Source organism: Chitinophaga polysaccharea (assembly GCF_007829335.1).
In the GTDB taxonomy this organism is placed as follows: Bacteria; Bacteroidota; Bacteroidia; order Chitinophagales; family Chitinophagaceae; genus Chitinophaga; species Chitinophaga polysaccharea_B.
Genome location: NZ_VIWO01000001.1, coordinates 1042867 through 1065867 on the forward strand (window position 1 = coordinate 1042867; position 23001 = coordinate 1065867).

The window sequence follows — 23001 nt, forward strand, 5'->3', positions numbered from 1 at the left end:
TTACATACCTGTTTTAGGTGCAATGGTTACATTTACCTCCAGCTCTTTCGGGGAAAGAAAAGCAATTTTCTGATAAGTAGTCATCCGAACTTGCCTGTTTTGCTGGTAAAAAAGGTCCTGCCGGAATTCATATACCAGGTTGCTGGTATAAGAATGGATGCTTATCTGTTGAATATTTCCCTGCCTGTCCAATTCCATGGTGATTTCGGAAGGGTTGTTCTGGTTTCCTCTCGATTTATAGATTACTGATTTTCTGCCGGAGAATGGATCGTATAAGCTGGAAGTATCATATTCTTCCCGCAGGGAAGGTTTATTCAGATCAATTTCCATAAATGGCTTCAGCAAATCGTGTACGGCGGCACTGTCCCGGCCGGATATGGTAGCAGTATCTTTTTGGCCATTGAGGGTCACCGTTTTAAAGAGGGTAAAATCTCCTTTCCTTAATTGATCATACTGCTGGTTAAAATATGCAGGGAATGATGCAAATTTATCTTGTGACGGGTTCTTGGATTGTTTATTCGCCAGGTTACAGGCCATTAAGCCAACGATGGTAAATAACACTGTTACTTGCCTGTATTTTTTCATGGTGCAAAATTAATACTTAAATGTGGGTCATAAAAAATGCGCCGTGAAAACGGCGCATCGATGCATGAGCAAATCTGTCGAGAGCACTAAAAATATGTAAATCAGCTAATTGAGCTGAAATTTTCCAGGGTAACGCTTGTTAAACGAGGGCGATGAACTAAATGTTACAGGTGGTGGTAAATAAAGATGGATTTTTATCAGATTTTAATCCAGAGGATAAAAGAGAGAGGGAGAGCAAGGTCTTTTAATGACCCTTCTCTCCCTCTTTTAAAATTGGGAAAAATATATTTATACCAGCAGGTTACCGGTCATTTCTTTAGGAACAGATAATCCCATGAAATGCAGGATGGTAGGAGCAATGTCGCCCAGTTTGCCATCTTTTACGGTACCTCTGAAGTCTTTATTGATGATAAAAAACGGTACCAGGTTCAGGGAGTGGGCGGTATTAGGGCTTCCATCCGGGTTGATCATAAAGTCGGCGTTACCATGATCGGCGGTCAGGAACACGGTATAATCGCTGGCCAGCGCCGCGGTAACCACTCTTTCTACGCAATGATCTACGGTTTCTACTGCTTTGATAACGGCTTCAAATACGCCGGTATGTCCCACCATATCCGCATTAGCAAAGTTGAGTACAATAAAGTCGGCAGATTTCTTTTCCAGTTCCGGTACAATCAGGTCGGCCAGTTCGTTGGCGCTCATTTCAGGTTTCAGGTCGTAGGTGGCTACTTTGGGAGAAGCTGCCATCATCCTGCGTTCGCCTTCGAATTCTGCTTCGCGGCCACCAGAGAAGAAGAAAGATACGTGCGGGTATTTTTCTGTTTCAGCGATGCGGATTTGTGTACAACCGTCTTTGGCCAGTACTTCACCCAGCGTCATGTTAAGATTGTCATTTTCGAAGATGACATGCACATTTTTATAGGTGCGGTCGTACTCCGTCATGGTAGTATAGAAGAGATTCAGCGGTTTCATACCGAAATCCGGGAATGCTTCCTGGGTGAGTACTTGTGTGATTTCGCGGCAACGGTCTGTCCGGAAGTTGAAGCACAGTACCGCATCTCCCTCCTGGATAGTGGCAATGGCCTGCTGTTGCGCATCAGTTACGATGATCGGCTTGATAAACTCGTCGGTTACGCCTTCGGCATAAGAGGCTTTTACCGCGGTGAGCACGTCCTGTGTAGCGGTGCCGGTGCCGTTTACCAGCGCATTGTATGCCAGTTGCACGCGTTCCCAGCGTTTGTCGCGGTCCATCGCGTAATAGCGGCCAGTAACAGAAGCAATTTTACCGGTAGTTTTTTCCAGGTGGGCCGACAGGTTTTCCAGGAAACCTAATCCGCTTTTAGGATCAGTGTCGCGGCCATCGGTGAAGGCATGGATGTATACTTTTTCCAGTCCCTTAGATTGGGCGATGGTAGTAAGTGCTTTCAGGTGTTCTATATGGGAGTGTACACCGCCATCGCTTACCAGGCCAATCAGGTGAAGGGCTTTGTTATTGTCTTTGGCATGTGCCATGGTTTCCTGCAACACAGGGTTGGCGGCCAGTTCTCCATCTCTGATGGCTACATTGATACGCTGTAATTCCTGGTATACAATACGGCCGGCGCCGATGTTCAGGTGACCCACTTCGGAGTTGCCCATCTGTCCATCAGGAAGTCCTACCGCTTCTCCGCAGGTAATGAGGTGGCTATGTGGATATTGTTTATATAAGCTGCTTACAAAAGGTGTTTTCGCGTGTGCAATAGCATCGGCAGAAGGTACTTTACCTTCGCCCCATCCGTCCATAATTACGAGAATGGCTCTTTTCTTTTCCATATCCTATCTGGTTATAGTTTAATAATTCACTCAAGAGGGTGAAAGTACTTATAATGGGTTTAAATTTTTTGCAAAAATAACGCTTATCAAAAAATTAATTTTCAAACCCGGCAGTTCATATGAATGCAAAAATTGATATATGCAAAAATTAAAACATGTTATTAAATCATTATTACTTAGGCATTAAGCGCTACCACTATAATGTGATTTTATTGATTTGCAGGCTCTTTGGCATAGTTTTCGCTTTTAATTTGAGTTAGAATAATCACATTTTTAATAAAATAACTGACAATGAAGAAGCTATTGATGGTGCTGGGGATTCTGTTGTTGGGAGGTGTTTTTACGACGTTCACATTGTCGGCCCGGCCAATTGAAATAGTGGCGGCTGGTCCGTTTGAAGATGTAGTGGCAGCACTTAAACAAGGTGATATAAATGGCTTATCCCGTTACCTCGATAATAACGTTGAGATTAATATAGCAGGTAAGCCTAATTCCTATAGTAAAGCACAAGCTGAAATTATCTTAAAGGATTTCTTTAATAAGAATCCGGTTAAATCGTTTGAATTAGTGCATCAGGGAGGCGATAACTCCCGGTTCGGCATTGCTAATATGGTAACAAACAACGGTACATTCAGGGTTTCCTTTTTCCTGCAAAAGAAAGGGGGCTCTATGGTACTAAACGAATTAAGATTTGAGAATAAATAGCCGATATAAATTATTGAAAAAACCCGGTGCTCCGCAATTAATTGCGGGGCACTTTTTATTTTTGACCTATCTTTCGCACCGGAGGGAGGACACTCCAGGTGTGAATATTCAATAATACCAACAATTATGTTAGAAGAATCAGCGCTGAATGCGTTTATCAGGAGCGCACTGGCAGAAGACATAGGAAGCGGCGACCATTCTACCCTGGCTTCTATTTCGCCTACTGCCAAAGGAAAGGCGGTATTGAAAATAAAGGAAGATGGTATACTGGCAGGTATGGAAGTTGCCGAGGCAATTTTCAGGTGGTTGGATATGTATACCGTGTTCACACCACATAAGCAAGACGGCGATGCTATGAAAGCAGGCGAAACAGCCTTTGAAGTAACCGCAGCCGTGCATACCTTATTGATGGCGGAAAGACTGGTGCTAAATTGTATGCAACGCATGAGCGGGATCGCTACCCTTACCCGCCAGTACGTGGAAAAGCTGAAAGGATATCATACCCGGATACTCGATACCCGGAAAACAACCCCCAATTTCCGCATGCTGGAAAAAGAAGCTGTTCGTATAGGCGGTGGCGTTAATCACCGTATCGGGTTGTACGATATGGTAATGCTGAAGGATAATCATATCGACTTTTCCGGTGGCATCACTGCTGCGGTTACCAAAACAGTGGCCTATCTCAAAGAGCGGCAGCTACCCCTGAAAATTGAAGTGGAAACACGTAACCTCGATGATGTAAAAGAGGTGCTGGCAGTAGGGCAAATCGACCGGATTATGCTCGACAACTTTACTCCGGCAGATATTGTTAAAGCACTGGAACTGATCAATGGCCGGTTTGAAACAGAAGCATCCGGCGGCATCACCCTGGATACCCTGGAAACTTACGCAAAAACAGGCGTGGATTATATCTCCGTGGGCGCCATCATACATCATGCGGTGAGCCTGGATCTGAGCCTCAAAGCAATTATTCTATAAAACGGTTTTTTTGAAGAAGATACTATTTATCATTAACCGCAAGGCTGGAACCGACCGGGAAAAACGGTTGGAAGGAGCTATCAGGCAATATTTGCCCGAAAGCCAGTTTGAAGTAAACATCGCCTGGCTCGCTTACCTGGGCCATGGTGCCGACCTGGCAAGAGAAGCCGTGCAAAACGGGGTTGATACGGTGGTAGCAGTGGGCGGCGATGGCTCTATTAATGAGATAGCGCAAGGCCTGGTAGGGAGTAATACCGCGATGGCCATCCTGCCCCTGGGCAGCGGCAACGGGCTGGCCCGGGCGTTGAAGATTCCATTGGATATCAATAAAGCCCTGCAGTTGATCGTTAAAAATAAACAACGGCCTATCGACGTGGGATATGCCAATGAACATCTTTTTCTCAGCAATGCTGGCGTAGGCTTTGATGCGCTGATTGCCGAACAATTCAGGCATAATACCAAACGCGGATTGTCGGGCTATGCTAAGCTGGTACTGAGAAGTTTTAGCAGCTATGATCCGGCGGAATATGATATCGATATTGATGGCAAAACGATTCAAACAAAAGCATTTTTGTTGACGGTGGCCAATGGTAACCAGTTTGGTTACGAATTTAAACTGGCGCCCAAGGCCAGCGTATTTGACGGGCAGCTCGACTTATGCGTAATGCCCCCGGTAGGTGTACTGAGCCTGGTGCCGGTCAGCGTTTTTTCTCTCCTGGGAAATATCGATAAAACCCGCTACCTGCAACACTTTACAGGTAAGGATATTACCATACGCAGCCATCAGCTGGAATACCTGCAGGTAGATGGTGATGCAGTACCGCTTTCAGAAAAAGGCATGGTGCGTATCCGTATACAACCTAAAGCCATCAACTTAATTGTAAACGAGTAACCTTTAAATATTTTAAAGAGATGTCGAAAAAGAAAAATACATCAGGTAATGGGATTGTATATTCCACTGATCCAAACTTTTCATTCGAGCCGGAGCAAGAGGAAGTAACAGAAACACCGGCGCCCGCCAACCAGGTGCTAAGAGTAACTCTCGACAAAAAACAACGTGCAGGAAAAGTAGTGACCCTGATTACCGGGTTTGTTGGGAAAGAGGAAGATCTCGAAAAACTGGGAAAGGAATTAAAAACCAAATGTGGTACCGGCGGTAGTGTAAAGGATGGTGAAGTCCTTATCCAGGGCGACTATAAAGAGAAAGTTGTAAAATGGCTCCAGGACTGGGGTTATAAGAAGACGAAGTAAGGCAAAAAGCATAAAGCATAAAGCAAAAAGCTATTTAGGCAAAATGATCAGTGTATTTAAATATTCGCAATGATCATTTTGCCTAAATAGCTTTTTGCTTTATGCTTTATGCTTTTTGCCTTCAGCTCCTATCTGTTTACGAGCTTCATCCCTCCTTCAGTATAACGGAGTCCGAACACGGCGTGCTGTTGCAGTATCTGCTCAATGGCTGCCAGATCTGCTGCTGATAAATTAATGTCTGCTGCGGTTGCATTTTCCAGTAAATATTTCCTGCGTTTAGTACCTGGAATTGGAATGATATCGTCTCCCTGTGCCAACAACCATGCGAGTGACAGCTGGGCAGCTGTAATCCCTTTCTCTTTCGCAAATGCTTCCAGCGCATTCACCATACGTAAATTCTGTTCAAGGTTACCTTCCCGGAAACGTGGCAAGTTAATGCGAAAATCTTCTTTGCTCAGGGATGCCTGGCTGTTGATAGCACCGGTGGAAAGCCCTCTGCCCAATGGGCTGTAGGCCACCAGGCCAATGCCCAACTCACGGGTAGTGGCTAGAATTTCATCTTCTATATCACGTGTAAACAGGGAGTATTCTGTTTGCAATGCAGCAATCGGATGTACCGCCTGTGCCCTGCGGATAGAATCTACGCCTGCTTCAGATAAACCGAGGTAGCGTACCTTTCCTTCTTTTACCAGTTCAGCCATAGCACCCACCGTATCTTCTACCGGTACGGTATCATCTATGCGATGAGTATAATAGAGGTCAATTACATCAACGTTCAATCGTTTTAAACTGGCTTCGCAAGCCTGTTTAATATATTGTGGAGAGCCATCAAAGTAATTGGTATTATCTTCTTTAAACCTGAATCCGAATTTAGTAGCGAGGAAAACTTTATCTCTCCTGGTCGCTAATATTTTTGATAATAAAATCTCATTCGCTCCCTGGCCGTACATATCCGCGGTGTCCCAGAAATTAATGCCTGATTCCAGCGCCAGTTCCAATGTGGCTAATGATTCCTGTTCATTGAAATCCTGGCTGCTGCCGTACGCATATGACATACCCATGCAACCCAGTCCTATCGCAGATATTGATTCGCCCGTCTTTCCTAATTTTCTGTACTGCATATTGTTTTGTTTTAGAGTGGTACAAAAGTAGATATCAATACAGGAGCAGCAATTGTAGGGAACAAAGTATTAATTGTTAATGTCAAAGAGTGTTATTGTGCCCGGTACACATGTGGTGAAACACCACTATGATTTTTAAAGAAGTGAGTAAAGTTGCCGGGATCCTCAAACCCAAGGCACCAGGCTATTTCAGAAATTTGCCAATCGGTATGGATAAGCAGTAAGCGGGCTTCCAGCAACATACGCTGACGGATATGTTCGCTCACGGTACGGCCAGTGGCTTGTTTTACACAGGCATTTAAATGATTGGGATGTGTATTTAATACCTGGGCAAACTCCTTGGCTGTTTTAAGACCGAGCTGACTATGTGTATACTCAATTGGGAATTGTTTTTCCAGCCTGTCGGTAAAGCGATGCGCCAATGCCTGCGCTGCCGTAAACTGGCGCTGTGGGGAGGTAAACTGGGTCGATAACCGTTTTCCCTCTAACAGGAGCAGTTTGAGGTAAATAAGAATCGCTTCATGTTTAAAAGCTGCATTCTCATTATACTCTCTCAATAATTGCCGGAAAATAGATTGGATATAACTGCACTGTTCATCGGTTAGGTTATATACTGCCTGGGCCCCCATTTGTAACAATGGGTGCGTCAACAGGTTTTCCTGATGATTGGTTTGCGCTTCAAACAATAGGTCGGTAAACAGGCAGAAGTAACCCTCTTGCTCTTCAGAAGTGGCATGCCATGTTTTTAATTCAAATGGATTAATAAAAATTAAAGTAGGCCCATCTATTTCATAGCGCTTTTCTCCCATCGTAAAAATACCACTGCCTTTACTGATGAAACTGATCTTGTAATAATCCCGCCGGCTGGCAGTTACTTCATCCACGCAGTTGTGGTCCGCCCTTTCCTGCACCGCAAAACTTCCGCGTAACGGAGCTTTGGGGATCATTTCTTTTCGGGTGTACAGGAGGAGGTCGTCGTTGAAGTCGTTGATTGTTTTCAATCCAATGGAAGCATTTTTATTGGTAGACATATTCCAAATTTAGGCAATTTCGAATGAATTTCTTTGCAGGCTGATAACAGCAATGTTAAGTTTTTAGTAGTCTTTGTGCGCCCAAAAGCGTACTGGATAAGGGTGATTTTATAAATTGAAACGTTGTTGCAATTTCATTTTTGATTAAGTAGAAAAAATTTCACAATTTGTTAACGCCTTTATCAACCAAAATCTTGTTATCATCAAGCCCTGATGATTGCTATGTAGAGCGGTCTGCCACATATGCCACCGAACAAGAAACTCTAAAATCCATAGACGGAAATACATTCGTATTTCCGTTTTTTATTTAATAGATCACCAGCTTTTTTGTGACATATTCATTATTATGGCAACACCTATTAGTTCTATCACTATGCCTCCACATAGTACCTCCCTGTTGCTGCTGTTATTAATTGTAATAGTGAAAATGGTGTTTTCAATCCCTGGTATTACAGCCATATTATGATTTGCGAAGAGGTGAATTCCTGCACCTGGACCTGGCCAGGCATCTTTCATCGGGATATTTATCAGTACCCTCTTTTATGGTGCTTAACTCAATAGTGATCGGATGGTTGGAAAATGGTATTGTTCTGGTCTGTCGCGGGTCAATTTATTGTATCAGCCTAGCTCTTTCGATATACTGACCTGGACGCGGTAGCCTTTGGCGGCGATTATGTATTCGGCGCCCTTCAGGATACCCTTTGCTGCGGATATGCCTTTGATATTCGTGCTTACCTGTTATCCGGTTTATCGCCTGAGTTGCCGGCGCTGATACAACAGCGGTTGGTAAAGAAACAGGAGAGCTTCCAGGATGGTATGAAATAAGCTGGCTGTCAGCGGTTAAGTATGAATTCTATTTCTCCGAATCCCAATTGCAGAATTTGGCCTTCTTGTTCCAGGCACAGATGCCCATCTGGGAGCACATCCCGGATAATGCCCTCAAAGATTTGACCGTCCTTACGGTAGAGGGCCGGCTGTTGCCACCGGAAAAGCCGGGTGGTATACTCCTGGAGTAGGGCTTCGTAGTTCGCCGGGACTAGCTGTTGGATCCTTTTATCGAGAAAGGTACAGAGTTCGCGGGCCAGGTCGGCCGCTTCCCGGACTTTGCCGGTAATTTGCCGGAGGGAAACAGCGTTAGGAAGATCAGGTGAAAAGGCTGCCTGATTGATATTAAGTCCTATGCCAATAATGGCATATTGCCAGACATTTCCTCTTAATACATTCTCAATTAGGATGCCGCCTGCCTTTCTGTCACGCCAATAAATATCATTTGGCCACTTAATGATCGTTTCATCGCCGGCATAGCTGGCAAAGAAATCGCAGGTAGCGAGGGCTACGGTAACGCTTAGCATAAATTGCCTGGAAAGGGGTAGCATCGCTGGTTGGAGGGCAATACTGAGGGCACTGATATCGCCGGGTTGGGCCAGCCATTGTTTACCGCGGGTTCCTTTTCCGGCGGTTTGGTTGCTTGTAAACCAGGCTGTACCGGATGTCACCTGCCCGGAATTTACCTGCTCCATGGCATAGTTATTGGTGCTGTCAACTTCTGTTAATACCTTGAACGGGTGTCCTATCACATGAATCTTTTTTAGTCTGTATATCTGGCCCGAAAAGTAATTCATTTTATTATTTAATTAACATTTTCAGGAGGCCCGGAGGCGATATTAAACATGTTATATTACTGCTTGTTTAGTAACTTTGACAATTAAAGATTATTTTTAACAAAAACGAGATTTATTGGCACCCTTAACCGTTCTGAGCACGAGAAAGAAGGCGCAGTCACGCCTGACCAGAGAAAGTGAAATTTTTACCACCATCATCAAGGCCATACAGGATAAGAAGGGGGAAAATATCGTATCCCTGGATCTACGCCAGATTCCTGAAGCTGTGGCCGATTTCTTTATCATATGTGAAGCCAATTCCGGCACCCAGGTGAAAGCTATTGCTGATTATGTGTCAGAGCAGGTGGAGTTGCAGACATCTGAGGAACCGTATAAACACGAAGGATTTAGTTCACAAAACTGGGTTTTGGTGGATTATGTGAATGTTGTTGTTCATATATTCCAACCTGAAAACAGGAGATTCTATAATCTGGAAGAAATGTGGAGCGATGCCGATAGAATGGACCACGTAGAAAACTGAGTATAACAGTTGTTTTAGAATTTAATTATTCATATTATTCTGATTGCAATAAATATCCGTAAAGGAGCGTAAGATTATGGAAAAAGGAGGCAATAACTTCAACAAGGGTTCAGAGAAATCACCTAAGAAAGGACCGAAGTTCAATATATACTGGGTATATGCCTTTATTGGTGTAGCCCTGCTCGCAATGAACATTTTTGGCGATTTCAAGTCCCCCACCAAAGAAATCTCCTTCCAGGAGTTTCAGGTAAATTATCTGAAACCCGGAGATGTAGATAAGCTGGTGGTTGTAAACAAGAAATATGTAGAAGTCTACATAAAACCAGACTCTTTAAAAGAAGCCAAGTTTAACGGCGTTAACAAGAGCAGATTTGGTGGTGATAACCCCGGTCCGCATTTCCGTTTTACGATAGGCAGTGAAGAGAGTTTTAAGAAAGATATTGACAAAGCCCAGGAAGGTATCCCGGTAGAAAACCAGGTAAAGATATCTTACGATGAGCGCCAAAGCTGGTTTGAACCAATATTCCAGCTGTTGTTGCCAATTATCCTGATCATTGGCTTATGGATATTGCTGATGCGTAAAATGGGCGGTCCTGCCGGTGGCAGCGGCGGCCCGGGTGGTATCTTCAATATCGGTAAATCCAAAGCTACCCTGTTCGATAAAGGCACCCGTGTGAATATCACTTTCAACGACGTAGCCGGTTTGGACGAAGCTAAGGTAGAAGTAATGGAAATCGTGGATTTCCTGAAGAATCCTAAAAAATATACCTCTCTGGGAGGTAAAATTCCTAAAGGTGCGTTACTGGTAGGCCCTCCGGGAACTGGTAAAACACTGCTGGCGAAGGCGATGGCAGGAGAAGCGCAGGTTCCTTTCTTCTCTATGTCCGGTTCCGACTTTGTGGAGCTGTTTGTAGGGGTGGGCGCCAGCCGTGTACGCGACCTGTTTAAACAAGCCCGTGAGAAAGCGCCTTGTATCATTTTCATCGATGAAATTGATGCGATTGGCCGCGCCAGGGGTAAGAACGTGATGATGAGCAACGATGAGCGGGAAAATACCCTGAACCAGTTGCTGGTAGAAATGGATGGTTTCGGAACAGACAGTGGTATCATTATCCTGGCTGCTACCAACCGCCCCGATGTACTGGATAGTGCATTGTTACGCCCAGGCCGTTTCGACCGTCAGATTTCTATCGATAAACCAGACCTGGCCGGAAGAGAAACCATTTTTGAGGTACACCTGAAGCCCATCAAAACTTCCCCTAACCTGGATGTGAAGAAACTGGCTTCAATGACCCCTGGCTTTGCCGGAGCAGATATCGCCAACGTATGTAACGAAGCTGCCCTGATCGCGGCCCGTAAGGGTAAAATGCAGGTGGAAATGGATGACTTCAATGATGCCATTGACCGTGTAATCGGTGGTTTGGAAAAAAAGAATAAGATCATTTCTCCGGAAGAAAAAGAAGTCATCGCTTACCACGAAGCAGGTCACGCCATCTGTGGCTGGCACCTGGAACATGCTAACCCATTGGTGAAAGTAACCATCGTTCCCCGTGGCGTAGCAGCACTTGGTTATGCGCAATATCTCCCGAAAGAACAATACCTGTACAATACCGAACAACTGCTCGATGATATCTGCATGACCCTCGGTGGCCGCGCGGTAGAAGAGCTGGTATTTGGTAAAATTTCCACCGGTGCACAAAACGACCTGCAGGTAATTACCCGTATGGCCTATGCAATGGTAACTGTTTATGGTATGAACGATAAAGTGGGTAATGTATCTTTCTATGATCCCAACAGCGACCAGTCATTCACTAAGCCTTACTCTGAAGAAACATCCAAGATGATTGATGATGAAGTAAGAAAACTGATTGCTGCCGCTTATGTCAGAACAAAAGACCTGTTGACCGAAAAAATGGACCAGGTAAAGATACTGGCAGAAGAGCTGTTGAAGAAAGAAGTGTTGTATCAGGCCGACCTGGAAAGACTGATCGGTAAACGTCCATACGACGTACACCGGGAACATCCAATGAGTAAAGAAGGTATGACTACTGATGGCGTTCATCCGTCAGATATCATCAACCCTTCTCCATCACCAGCTAATGCGTAAATAGCGATATGAAGATTTCTCCTGCTAAGGAAAATATTCTGAAGAGAGTACGGAATGCGTTAAGTCAGTCAGTACAGTTGCCCTTCCCAAATTCGGAGGGCAACTCTTCTGTTTTCAGAACTGAGAATGAGAGCCTGGAATTAAAGTTTGCGGAGGAATTTAGCCGCTTGCAGGGGAAGTTTGTTTACTGTACCAGTAAAGGTGAAATGATGGACAGTTTGCGTGCGCTTTGTGAAAATAAAGAGTGGCACAACGTATACTGTCAAACACCTGCTCTGTTGAAAACGATTCGGCCCGAAGAACTGCCGGTACTGAACCAGGGCTCTATGCATGAAGCGGATGCTGCTATCACGGACTGTGAATACCTGGTAGCCCGTACAGGCACGGTGGTATTGAGTGCGGCCCAACCCAGCGGAAGGGCTTTACCGGTATATGCGCCGGTGCATATCATGATCGCCTATACACACCAACTGGTTTTTGACCTGAAAGATGCACTCAGTAAACTGAGAGATAAATATGGCAACGACCTCCCGTCGGCCATTTCCTTTGCCACAGGTCCAAGCCGTACGGCCGACATCGAAAAAACATTGGTGGTCGGTATTCACGGCCCCAAAGAAGTATACGTATTTTTAGTAGACGAGTAGATAAAACAGCTTTTAGTATTTAGCCATTATACTTTGGTGAAACGAGCGATTTTCGTTTTCTCACCGGAGAATAACGCTAAATACTAAAAGCTTCATAATTTTAAGAATGGACATTCATTTACCAGCCCGAAAGAAAGTATATTTTGCCTCTGATTTTCATCTGGGAGTTCCTAATGCCGCTGCCAGCCGGGAACGGGAAAAGCTGTTGTTACAATGGCTCGACCAGGTGGAGGCAGATGCAGCGCATATTTTCCTGGTAGGTGATATTTTCGACTTCTGGTTTGAATATAAACATGTGATCCCGAAAGGGTATACCCGCATATTAGGCCGGTTGGCAACATTGAGCGATAAAGGTATTGGCATCTCTGTATTTATCGGTAACCATGATATGTGGATGAACGGATATTTTGAAGATGAACTGAATATCCCTGTATATTATGAACCACAAACCTATACCATAGGCGCCAAAAAATTTTATATAGGTCATGGCGATGGCCTGGGCCCTGGAGATCATGGATATAAAATGCTCAAGAAGGTTTTCAGGAACCCCGTTTGCCGCTGGTTATTTTCTGCTATCCATCCATGGGTGGGGATCTCCCTGGCCAATTACTTCAGCCGTAAGAGCCGTGCTGCAGCCGGACAGGAGTTGGAACATTTCCTGGGCGCAGAAAATGAATGGCTGGCTATTTACAGCAAGGAAATATTGCAAAAAGAACACTTCGATTATTTCATATTTGGTCACCGGCACTTGCCGTTGGACATTCCGTTACAGGAAGGCAGTCGTTACATCAACCTGGGCGACTGGCTGAATTACTTCTCTTATGCTGTTTTCGATGGCAACGATGTAGAACTCAAATTTTTTACAGAGGCAGGTGAAAGGGCCGCCCGGTCAGGCGTCGAGAATTTCGTGCAGGATAGGCGGTGAGTGGAGCTCTGTAAAATCCGCTAAATGCAACCGGAAGAAATCCAGGTAAGCATATAACAACTTTCTTCTTCTTTCTTTATTCATGGCAATAGCCGCCAGGTGCTGTATTTCTTTACACTGTACCAACTGATCTGTTAGTTCACTGTTTTGTGGATCGAGGTGGTTAGGATGATGTGGCGGCAGGTCGGTAAAATGACCTTCCTGTAAATCTACATAGGGCGTGTACTCTGAAAAGCGGCCATTGAGCCGGAATCCGAGGTGCTCCCCTGTTTTCAGGGTAAAGTAGAGCGGAAGGTTGGCTACTACCGGCATGGGGGCTACATCCAGCAGTTGTAGTATGTTTTCCGTAAAGTAATAGAGTTCCAGGTTTTGCTCGGGCTGTTTCAGGCATTTCTGGAGTAACTCAATCATATACAAGGCCACCGTATTCTTCACTACATTCAGGTGTACCGTAGTAAAAATGTATCCCAGCTTAAATTCTGAAATGCGCTGAAGGTTGCGGCTTTCATGGTGATACACTACTAATTCCAGGATATTGCCCAGCTGGAGCAGGTTTCCCTTGGCTGCCTTAGGCTTGGAAGAACGTGCTCCGTTAACCATATAGGATTGCACGCCAAAAAGTTCCGTGAACATGGTCACGATCAGGCTGGTATCGCCATATTTTACCGTGCGTAATACGATGCCGCGTGTTTTGTGAAGCAATTTTTCAGCAATTTATAAAGGTTGCAAGTTACTATAAACAGGAGATACCTGCTGCGGCAGGTGGGCCGGGACCCCAAAATGAGATGCTAACAGCTAAAAGTGAAAACCCGCCGGCTGGTAGCTAAAACCGGGCAGCTCATCGCTGTTGGTTAACAGCCAATAGCTATTTTGATTACCTTTACGCCCATTATAAAAAAAGAAAATCCTTATGTGGCAACGTTTAGCAGGCTTTGTGCTAAAATATCGATTATTGCTTCTACTTCTATTGCTCGCCGGTACCGGCGTGATGGGTTATTATGCCAGTAAGGTACAAATGTCTTACGACTACGTGGCTACCATTCCACATGACAATCCCAAATTTCTTGAGTACCAGGAATTTAAGCAAAAATTTGGCGGGGATGGTAATGTGCTCATGCTTGCGGTGCAGACAGATAAATTTTTTCAGGCAGATTTTTTCAAGGATTATGTTCAGCTGAACAAGGACATGAAGAATGTTTTTGCCGTGGAGAATATTATGAGTGTACCAATGGCCATCAATCTCGTAAAAAATGACAGCACCCAGAAGCTGGAGGCTAACCTGCTTTTCAAGGGCGATTTGGGCAACCAGGTGGTGATTGACAGCTTATCCAGGGTATTTAACACCCTCCTGTTTTATAAGGGACTGTTGTACAACCCCGATTCGCATGCCTATCTCATGGCTATTTATGTGAATAAGGACGTATTTAATTCCCCTAAGCGCACTGGCGTGGTAAAGGAAATTACCAAGCTGGCCAATGCTTTCCAGGAAAAACAGCATACAGAAGTACATTTGAGCGGATTGCCACTTATTCGTACAGCCATGGCCGTTAAAGTGGCGGACGAGCTAAAGTTGTTCCTCAAAATCTCCTTCTTGCTGACCGGGTTGATATTATTCCTGTTTTTCCGGTCCTTTAGCGCAGTACTGATGTCCATGATCGTAGTGGCCATTGGGGTAATCTGGTCGGTAGGTACTATTGTGCTGATGGGTTATAAGATTACTTTGCTGACAGGGCTGATTCCCTCGTTGATTGTAGTAATAGGGATTCCGAACTGTGTGTACTTCCTGAGTAAGTACCATACCGCGTATGCAAAGGATGCCAATAAAACGCGGGCATTGGTGCATATGATACAACGGATGGGTATTGTAACGTTGTTTACCAACCTTACGGCGGCTATTGGTTTTGGAGTATTCTGCTTTACCAACAGCGCCATCCTGAAAGAGTTTGGCGTAGTAGCGGGGCTGAATATCATGTTCATCTTCCTGATCTCTTTTATTTTCCTGCCCTCTGTGCTCAGTTATTTACCGGCGCCCAAGAGCAAGCATACCAACTACCTGGAGAACCGCTTCTTTGCAGCGATACTGGATTTTCTGACAACGCTGGTATTCAAATACCGGCCCTGGGTATATGGGGTGAGCTTAATAGCGATAATATTGGCGATAGTGGGGATGGGCCGTTTGCAATCAGTGGGATATATGCTGGATGATATCCCGCATACCGACAAGCTATATACTGACCTGAAGTTTTTGGAAACCAATTTCAAGGGCGTAATGCCGTTGGAGATTGCGGTGGATACAAAGAGGAAGAACGGGGTGATTAGCCTGCAAACGCTGAACAGACTAGATAAATTAACCCAGCTGATCGGTTCTCAGCCTGATTTTGGCCGTCCTTTATCAGTGGTAGAAGGGATTAAATTTGCCAAGCAGGCCTATTTTAACGGGGATAGTTCCAACTATGCGGTGCCCAATGAGTTTGATCTTGGCTTCCTGGCGCCTTATCTCCGGATGAAGGGAAATAACAATGCCACGGGAGCTACTTCTACCTTCAGTAAGCTGGTATCTTCCTTTATGGATAGTACTAAGCAGATAGCGAGGCTGAGTGTAAATATGAAGGACGTAGGATCACAGAAACTGCCTGTGTTATTGGATTCCCTGCGGCCGAAAGTAACGGAGATTTTTGATACAGCGCATTACAAGGTTACTTTTACCGGTACCAGTGTGATATTCCAGGAGGGTACACGCTTTATTATCAATGGGCTGATGGAGAGTATTATCCTGGCTTTTGTGCTGATTATGCTCTGTATGCTGTACCTGTTCCGTTCGTGGAGAATGCTGATCATATCGCTGATCCCGAATGTGATTCCGCTGGTAGTAACGGCTGGTGTAATGGGCTGGGTTGGTGTGGCGCTGAAGCCTTCTACGGTGTTGGTATTTAGTGTGGCACTGGGGATAGCTATTGACGTTACTATCCGTTTCCTGGTTAACTTCAAACAGGAGCTGCCACGCCATGATTTTGATATCAGTGCTACGGTGAAACAGACCATACATGAAACCGGCTTGAGCATTATTTATACATCTGCCATTTTGTTTGCTGGCTTTATGATTTTCAGTTTTTCAGAGTTTGGCGGTACGAAGGCATTGGGCTGGCTCACATCGCTTACGCTGGTAGTGGCTATGATTACCAATCTGACTATCTTGCCGGCTTTGTTATTGTGGATGGAAAAGGCGTTGCTGAAGAAGGCGAGGAAGAAAGAGTTGTGGAAAACGCTGGATGAGGAGGAAGATATCGACATAGCGCAATTAGGTATCAGCGACAAGGAGTAACTTTAAGACTTATCATAACGGTTATCGGGGTTAACACAGGGCGTAAAAGCAGCTTTGTGTTAACCCCGATGGCATTCAGGAGCTGTATTTCGCAGTGGGTGCTAAATGTTTAGCTAAAATGGACAAAAAAACACCTTGAAATAATCTAGTGGACAACATTCAAATACCCTTATCACCGCTTGTAAAAAAGGAGGGGGTATTATAATGAAAAAGTATGAGGTTTATAACGCCATTCTAACCACATAGTTCATGAAAAATAAGTTCTTAAAGGGCGCTCATTTATCTGAGCGTAAGTTTAAGGAGATCTTGCGGCTATTTGCCGATGATCTGACTGCAACCCAGATAGCGAATATCAGCGGTGTCAGTAGGGTAACTATCAATAGTTATCTGAAAAAATTAAGACACCAGATAGCCCGCTTTTGTGAATCGCAGCATCCTGCGCCGGTTCCCGTGTTAACCTACGATGTCCGGCAAAGTGACCCTACCCCCGACCACGACAGCGATACGCTGGTGGCAGTAAAGCCGGAAGTAGACCGGATAGTGAAGCCCGTAATCTTCGGTATTTGCCGAACGGCAGACAGGTTACACACCGAAATTCTCCCAGATGTAAGTCGTTCTATGATCCATGCTGCTACGCGCGGACGTTCCGTGTTGGAAACGCAGGGTATTTCAGAGCGTTTACGCCGTTTTAACGGGCTGGTAGATTTAGGTCAGTACCGTTTGTATCGTTTAGGTCAGACTTCCGATTCCCATCAGATGGATGATGTGGATGCTTTCTGGGGACTTACCAAGCACCGCCTGGCTAAGTTCAAGGGATTAAACCGTAATACGGCTTATTTACACTTGAAAGAGTGTGAGTACCGGTTTAATCATCGGAATGATGATTTATTTATGGTATTGCTGGAGTTGTTAAAAGCATATCCGCTTACCCTTTCCTGATAAAACATTAGCCCCGCTTTATGCGGGGCAACATTAATCTCGATTTAGATTTTGGTTGATGAGCACAGGCGGTATTCTTGCCGCTTGTTTATTATTATGCCATTACAAATTATTTAAATATATAATATGTTAATGCAATGTTAAAGTAATGTTATCCGAATGTTATCGGGAACTTTCCAAGCTTAATTTTTTGTTAATAAATATTATATTTGAAGCCGGTTGAAAATTTGCTAAGGAAACTGCTTATGAGAAAGAAGTTGATTACTTCTGCTGTCGGTTTATTGAATAAATCGCAACAGACGTTGTCAATATTTTATTTATTGTCAATGTATATTACTGTACGCTTGTTATCTCGCCAGCTTTAGAAGCATTCCATCACCATTTAATTTCGACTGAATTATTTAACGGGAACCAAATAAATTAAGGCCTCGGGCCTTGATAACGATTATTATTTTTTAAGGTTAAGGAAACAACAAAATCATGCTTATGAGGAAAGTTTTATTTCTCCTCTTGTCCGTGCTATTTCTGGGCGGACAGGTCTTTGCGCAAAGTCGCACTGTAACGGGGAGAGTTACTGACGCCAATGATGGCTCAGCGATTCCTGGTGCCAACATTCAAATTAAAGGCACCTCCAAAGGAACCACTACCAATCCGGAAGGTTCCTTCTCTATCCAGGTAGACGCCAACGCTACCCTTATCGTATCATTTATCGGCTATGAAGCCAAAGAAGTACCAGTAGGTAGCGCCGCTACCCTGAACGTAAAACTGAAAACAGATTCCAAGAGTCTGGAAGAAGTAGTTGTAACCGGCTACACTATTGAGAAGAAGGTGAATTCAACAATTGCCTCTACCTCTATCGCCGGTGCCAAGATTAACAACGTTGCCTTACCTGATGTAAACCAGATGCTCCAAGGTAATGCACCCGGAGTAGCGGTATCTACCAACTCCGGTCAGCCAGGTGCTAAAACAGAAGTACGTATCCGCGGTATCGGATCTATTTCTGCCAGCAACAGCCCGCTGTATGTAGTGGATGGGGTCGTAATTTCTACCGGTGATTTCACCCAGAACACGCCTACCCAGGATGTGATTGCCAACCTCAACCCAGCCGACATCGAAAACGTAACTGTATTGAAAGATGCGTCTGCAACAGCATTGTACGGTTCCCGCGGTTCCAACGGGGTGATTGTTATCACCACCAAAACCGGAAGAAAAGGGCAAAACAGGATTAACTTCAACGCCAAGTACGGTTTCCAGAACCTGGCACATGGCATTGATATGATGAACTCCACCGAGTTGCTGGCTTATCAGCGCGAAGCAATGAGAAATGCTACCAAGAAAGATGGTAGCCCCACTTTCACGGAGGCAGACATCCTGGCTAACCGCCCGGATAAACTGACCAACATCAATACCAACTGGATGAAAGAAGCTTTCCGCACTGGTAAAACCCAGTCCTACGGTATCAACGCCAGCGGTGGAAACGACAAAACCCAGTACTACGCTTCCGGCGACTACTTCAAACAACAGGGGATCCTGATTGGTTCTGATTTCAGCCGCTACAGTGGCCGTTTGAACGTAGATCATAAATTCAATGATAAGTTCGACCTGAGCGTAAAAGTAAATGGTTCCTATACCGACCAGAGAAGTGCCAGCGGTGGTAACTCCTACTCTTCCCCGCTGATGGGAGCGCTGTCTAACGTACCGTATATCCCTTCCCGTGATGCAGCCGGTAACCCTTATAACGGTTACACTGCTGGTCAGCCAGGTTCCACTACCTGGGATGGGTTTGCAGGCATTCCTTCCAGCTATGTTCCTATTATCCGTGGCGGTAACTTCCTGAGCACCGTAGACAAGAACTATAACAAGTCTAACAACACCCAGACAGTTTTCAATGCTGCGTTGGGATACAACATTATCGACGGTTTACGCTTCGTGGTAAAAGGTAACGCTGAGTTAACCAATATCCGCGAAAAGCAGTGGACTGCACCCGATTCTTATGATGGTCGTAACTATGGTGGCTACCTGTATAACGTTAATTCTAACATCGCGTTGTACACTACCCAGCAATTGTTGACCTATAACTTCAGCATCGGTAAAGATCATAGCTTCCGTTTACTGGCTGGAAATGAATATTCTTACCAAACCCGTGTATGGAGCCTTGCTGCGAAGAATGGCTTCCCTAACGGTCAGGCACAGGTGCCAGATGCAGGTGCTAAGTACTTCGACATGGGAGGCGATGAAACTTCCTATGCGTTCCAGGGGATCCTGGCGAAAGCAGACTATGACTATAAATCAAAATATTTCCTGAGCGGTAGTTTCAGAAGAGATGGTTCTTCCCGTTTCCCACAAGATAATCGTTTCGGTAACTTCTACTCTGTAGGCGCTGCATGGCGTATTTCAGAAGAAGAGTTTACTAAAAACATCTCCTGGCTGAGCGACCTGAAACTGCGTTCCAGCTATGGTATTATGGGTAACGCCGAAGGTTTGGGCGACTATCCTTATCAGCCACTGTATAGCCTGAAAGGTGTATATGCCGATGGCTCTGTTGCATTCCAGAAACAACCTGCGAACACGGCGCTGAGCTGGGAAAAACAAAATCTGTTTGACGTAGGCCTGGACATCAGTGTGCTGAAAAAACGTTTATACGCTGCCGTGGGTTACTACGACAAACGCTCTTCTGCACTGCTGATGCAGTTGCCTCTGTCTATGACCAGCGGTTTTGACGTAATGAATATGAACGTAGGTAAGATGCTGAACCAGGGTTTTGAAGTAACTATCGGTGGTATTCCGGTAGCTACCAAGAACTTCCAGTGGACTTCCGACCTGAACTTTGCTACCCTCCGCAATCGCGTATTGTCATTGGGTGGACAGCAGTTTATTCCTTCCGGTTCCCGTCAGAGAATTGAAGTGGGCATGCCTTTCGGTTCCTGGTACATGCCGGTATGGGCAGGTGTAGATCCTCAAACAGGCGCTGCTACCTGGGTAGGTGCTGATGGTAAACCTACCACTGACTACAATTCAGCTGTAAGAAAATACGTTGGTCAGGCACTGCCTAAGATTACCGGTGGTTTTACCAACAAGTTCAACTATAAAGACTTCGACCTGTCTTTATTCATCACTTTCAGCGCTGGCAACAAAGCCTATAACTACAACCGCTCTTTCCTGGAAAGCGATGGTAACAACACCACCGGTAACCAGGCAAAAGACGCCGGCAGCCACTGGCAGAAACCAGGTGATATTGCCGACAGACCTAAAGTTATCTGGGGCAATGGTACCAACTCTAATGCTTCTTCCACCCGTTACCTGGAAGATATCTCCTATGTTAGGTTGAGAAACGTGACTTTCGGTTACAACCTTCCAAAAAACATGGTGAGCAGAATGCATATGCAGGGATTAAGAGTATACGCACAGGCAGAAAACCTGTTTACGGTGACTGGCTATAAAGGATGGGATCCGGATATGAACACCAACCCGATTTCTCCGACCAGCACTGCCTCTACAGCTACTACCAATGCGGGTACTGATTTTTATCGTTATCCTACTTCAAGAGTGATCACATTTGGTATCAGTGTAGGCTTGTAATGAAGTAAAACAAAAACTTTAGTCAATTATGAAATATTCAAAACTCTCCATATTCGCAGTGGCCGCAGCGGGCTTGTTTTCCGCCTGCACCAAGCTGGATCAGAATCCACAGTCGTCCTTAAATGGAAATGACGCGGTAACAGAAGGAAACGCACGTATTCTCGCCAATGGTATCTATACCCGTATGGAAGAACTGGAATACTATGGCCGCGATTTTCTGATTGTTACTGACTTAGGTGGTAATGACATGAAAATAACTTCACAGAACTCCAACCGTTTTATCACGGAGTTCCAGATGAACTATACGCCCTTGCTGGCGCCACAAACCAATACTTTCCTGAACGCTTACCGCGTAGTAAACCAGGCTAATGTATTGATCGATAAACTGCCGGAAACCACCACCACTGCTACTATTAAGGGAGAAGCGTACTTCCTCCGTGCCCTGGCAAATTTTGACCTGGCGAGAAGATACACCCGGCCTTATACCAATGTGGATGCTAAGGTAAATGAACCTAACAGTGGTATCACCCTGGTAACAAAGGCCACAGATGTACCCGCCACTTTCAAACCTGGACGTAGTACACTGGCAGAAACTTACGCAGCTATTATCGCTGATCTGAAAGTAGCACAGCAGAAAGCACCGGATGGCCTTACTACAGATGCTAAAGCCAATGTTTTCAATGCTACCAAAGACGCTGCTACAGCATTACTGAGCCGCGCCTATCTCTACAAAGGCGACTGGCAACTGGCTATTGATGAAGCCAGCAAGCTGATTAACAGTAACAAATATGCTTTATACGCACCTACGGAAGTAGCAAATACTTTTAATGCAGACGCTCCTGGTAGCGAGGATATCTTCTCCCTGCGTTTCCTGACACCTAACGGAAGAGGTTCTAATAACTTCGGTTATATGTACGTTCCTTCTAAACTGGGTGGTTACGGAGATATCAGGTTGACCGATGGATTTATGGCTTTACTGGATACTAAAGATGTGCGTAAAGGCTTTACCCAAACGCTCGATGGTAGCAACTACCTGATGAAGTTTTCTGGTAATAAGGCACAGGGACAAGTTGGTTTAGTGAATGTGAAAGTACTGAGAATCAGCGAAGTATTGCTGAATCGTGCCGAAGCTTACGCTGAATTGGGCAACCTGCAGCAAGCGACCGACGACATAAACACGCTCCGTGCTAAACGTGGCCTGGATCCATTTACTGATGTTAATAACATCAAAGCTGAAATCGCTAAACAAAGAAGGATTGAACTGGTGGGCGAAGGATTTGCGATGACTGACCTGTTCCGCAAGAACGGCGAACGTAATATCGCTGATGCCAATGCGCTGAGCACCAGGAAAACCGGTCCTACCGATTTCCGCGTTGCCTTCCCGATTCCGCAGGCTGAAATGGATGCAAATCCAAATATGGTGCAGAATCCAAAATACTAACGGACCTTACTATTAAAAACCATGGAAAGGCGTCCCGGTTACCGGGGCGCTTTTTTCATTTCTATACCTAACTAGATAAGTTTAATGGTGTGTTTGCCGGTAAGATACTAACTGATGGCCCTGTTCATCAAAAAACGTTTAAATAATTCCCGTTATACTAATATTAGCATATTTTAGCAGGGAAAAGTTAAATGAAATGTGAATCATCACATTTTTTAAGAGGCTGTAGATAAGGTTTTTTTGAATTTTCTATATTGCAGCAGTTTAATTACTAATAGCAACCATTATTTCGTGTATAGTATAAGAAGGGGTCGCAGACAATGCAGGATAAATCGGGCACAAATATGAGGATGCACACGCGGTTTTTTGTGTGACATACAAACAAGTAGAATTACCGGAAATAAACAAACAGCGCTATG

Annotated in this window: 18 protein-coding genes; 12 read left to right on the forward strand and 6 right to left on the reverse strand. The window is 44.9% G+C overall.

All coding sequences use genetic code 11. The features are described 5' to 3' along the window. Both FHW36_RS04445 and gpmI read right to left on the reverse strand, forming a co-directional pair. Complete coding sequence (locus tag FHW36_RS04445) at positions 1–585, reverse strand: hypothetical protein (protein ID WP_145662838.1); 585 nt, start codon at positions 583–585, stop codon at positions 1–3. A 288-nt stretch (positions 586–873) separates the two neighbouring features. Then, on the reverse strand, positions 874–2397 hold the full coding sequence (gpmI, locus tag FHW36_RS04450; RefSeq protein ID WP_145662840.1) for a 2,3-bisphosphoglycerate-independent phosphoglycerate mutase: 1524 nt from the start codon (positions 2395–2397) through the stop codon (positions 874–876). Between the two features lie 291 nt (positions 2398–2688). Here gpmI and FHW36_RS04455 point away from each other — a divergent pair, with 291 nt between their 5' ends. The 4 genes from FHW36_RS04455 (at position 2689) to FHW36_RS04470 (ending at position 5331) form a co-directional block, all read left to right on the forward strand. Continuing rightward, positions 2689–3102, forward strand: coding sequence for a DUF4783 domain-containing protein (locus FHW36_RS04455; protein WP_145662843.1), 414 nt, complete (start codon positions 2689–2691; stop codon positions 3100–3102). A 126-nt stretch (positions 3103–3228) separates the two neighbouring features. After that, positions 3229–4080, forward strand: a complete 852-nt coding sequence (gene nadC, locus FHW36_RS04460; protein ID WP_145662847.1) for a carboxylating nicotinate-nucleotide diphosphorylase — start codon at positions 3229–3231, stop codon at positions 4078–4080. A gap of 10 nt (positions 4081–4090) precedes the next feature. Beyond that, positions 4091–4972 (forward strand): diacylglycerol/lipid kinase family protein, encoded by an 882-nt coding sequence (locus FHW36_RS04465; RefSeq protein WP_145662850.1) that lies wholly within the window; start codon positions 4091–4093, stop codon positions 4970–4972. A 20-nt stretch (positions 4973–4992) separates the two neighbouring features. Further along, positions 4993–5331: a translation initiation factor gene (locus tag FHW36_RS04470; RefSeq protein ID WP_145662853.1), complete on the forward strand. Its 339-nt coding sequence runs from the start codon at positions 4993–4995 to the stop codon at positions 5329–5331. Between the two features lie 128 nt (positions 5332–5459). Here FHW36_RS04470 and FHW36_RS04475 read toward each other — a convergent pair whose 3' ends face one another. The 3 genes from FHW36_RS04475 to FHW36_RS04485 all read right to left on the reverse strand — a co-directional run bounded on the left by FHW36_RS04475 (position 5460) and on the right by FHW36_RS04485 (position 9105). Continuing rightward, on the reverse strand, positions 5460–6452 hold the full coding sequence (locus FHW36_RS04475) for an aldo/keto reductase (RefSeq protein WP_145662857.1): 993 nt from the start codon (positions 6450–6452) through the stop codon (positions 5460–5462). Positions 6453–6544: 92 nt separating this feature from the next. Then, entirely contained in the window at positions 6545–7483 is a 939-nt protein-coding gene (locus FHW36_RS04480) for an AraC family transcriptional regulator (RefSeq protein WP_145662860.1), read from the reverse strand. 833 nt (positions 7484–8316) lie between these two features. Further along, positions 8317–9105, reverse strand: a complete 789-nt coding sequence (locus FHW36_RS04485) for a biotin--[acetyl-CoA-carboxylase] ligase (RefSeq protein WP_246121069.1) — start codon at positions 9103–9105, stop codon at positions 8317–8319. A 115-nt stretch (positions 9106–9220) separates the two neighbouring features. On the opposite strand from FHW36_RS04485, the gene rsfS reads away from it, so the two are divergent. From rsfS to FHW36_RS04505, 4 genes are all read left to right on the forward strand, one after another. Continuing rightward, positions 9221–9625: a ribosome silencing factor gene (rsfS, locus tag FHW36_RS04490; RefSeq protein ID WP_145662863.1), complete on the forward strand. Its 405-nt coding sequence runs from the start codon at positions 9221–9223 to the stop codon at positions 9623–9625. 76 nt (positions 9626–9701) lie between these two features. After that, entirely contained in the window at positions 9702–11732 is a 2031-nt protein-coding gene (gene ftsH, locus FHW36_RS04495) for an ATP-dependent zinc metalloprotease FtsH (protein WP_145662866.1), read from the forward strand. Positions 11733–11740: 8 nt separating this feature from the next. Next, positions 11741–12376 carry a LutC/YkgG family protein gene (locus FHW36_RS04500; RefSeq protein ID WP_145662870.1) on the forward strand — a complete coding sequence of 212 codons (636 nt, stop codon included), beginning with the start codon at positions 11741–11743 and terminating at the stop codon, positions 12374–12376. A gap of 106 nt (positions 12377–12482) precedes the next feature. Then, positions 12483–13301: a UDP-2,3-diacylglucosamine diphosphatase gene (locus FHW36_RS04505; protein ID WP_186452298.1), complete on the forward strand. Its 819-nt coding sequence runs from the start codon at positions 12483–12485 to the stop codon at positions 13299–13301. Here FHW36_RS04505 and recO read toward each other — a convergent pair. Next, positions 13266–14003, reverse strand: coding sequence for a DNA repair protein RecO (recO, locus tag FHW36_RS04510; protein ID WP_145662873.1), 738 nt, complete (start codon positions 14001–14003; stop codon positions 13266–13268). The two genes, FHW36_RS04505 and recO, sit on opposite strands and share 36 nt — an antisense overlap. Positions 14004–14253: 250 nt before the next feature. On the opposite strand from recO, the gene FHW36_RS04515 reads away from it, so the two are divergent. The 4 genes from FHW36_RS04515 to FHW36_RS04530 all read left to right on the forward strand — a co-directional run bounded on the left by FHW36_RS04515 (position 14254) and on the right by FHW36_RS04530 (position 22582). Beyond that, complete coding sequence (locus FHW36_RS04515; RefSeq protein WP_246121070.1) at positions 14254–16623, forward strand: efflux RND transporter permease subunit; 2370 nt, start codon at positions 14254–14256, stop codon at positions 16621–16623. Positions 16624–16872: 249 nt separating this feature from the next. After that, positions 16873–17562, forward strand: coding sequence for an IS1595 family transposase (locus FHW36_RS04520; RefSeq protein ID WP_145662880.1), 690 nt, complete (start codon positions 16873–16875; stop codon positions 17560–17562). 486 nt (positions 17563–18048) lie between these two features. Continuing rightward, complete coding sequence (locus tag FHW36_RS04525) at positions 18049–21141, forward strand: SusC/RagA family TonB-linked outer membrane protein (protein ID WP_186452299.1); 3093 nt, start codon at positions 18049–18051, stop codon at positions 21139–21141. Between the two features lie 28 nt (positions 21142–21169). Next, positions 21170–22582 (forward strand): RagB/SusD family nutrient uptake outer membrane protein, encoded by a 1413-nt coding sequence (locus tag FHW36_RS04530; protein WP_145662886.1) that lies wholly within the window; start codon positions 21170–21172, stop codon positions 22580–22582. The last annotated feature ends 419 nt before the right edge of the window (positions 22583–23001 follow it).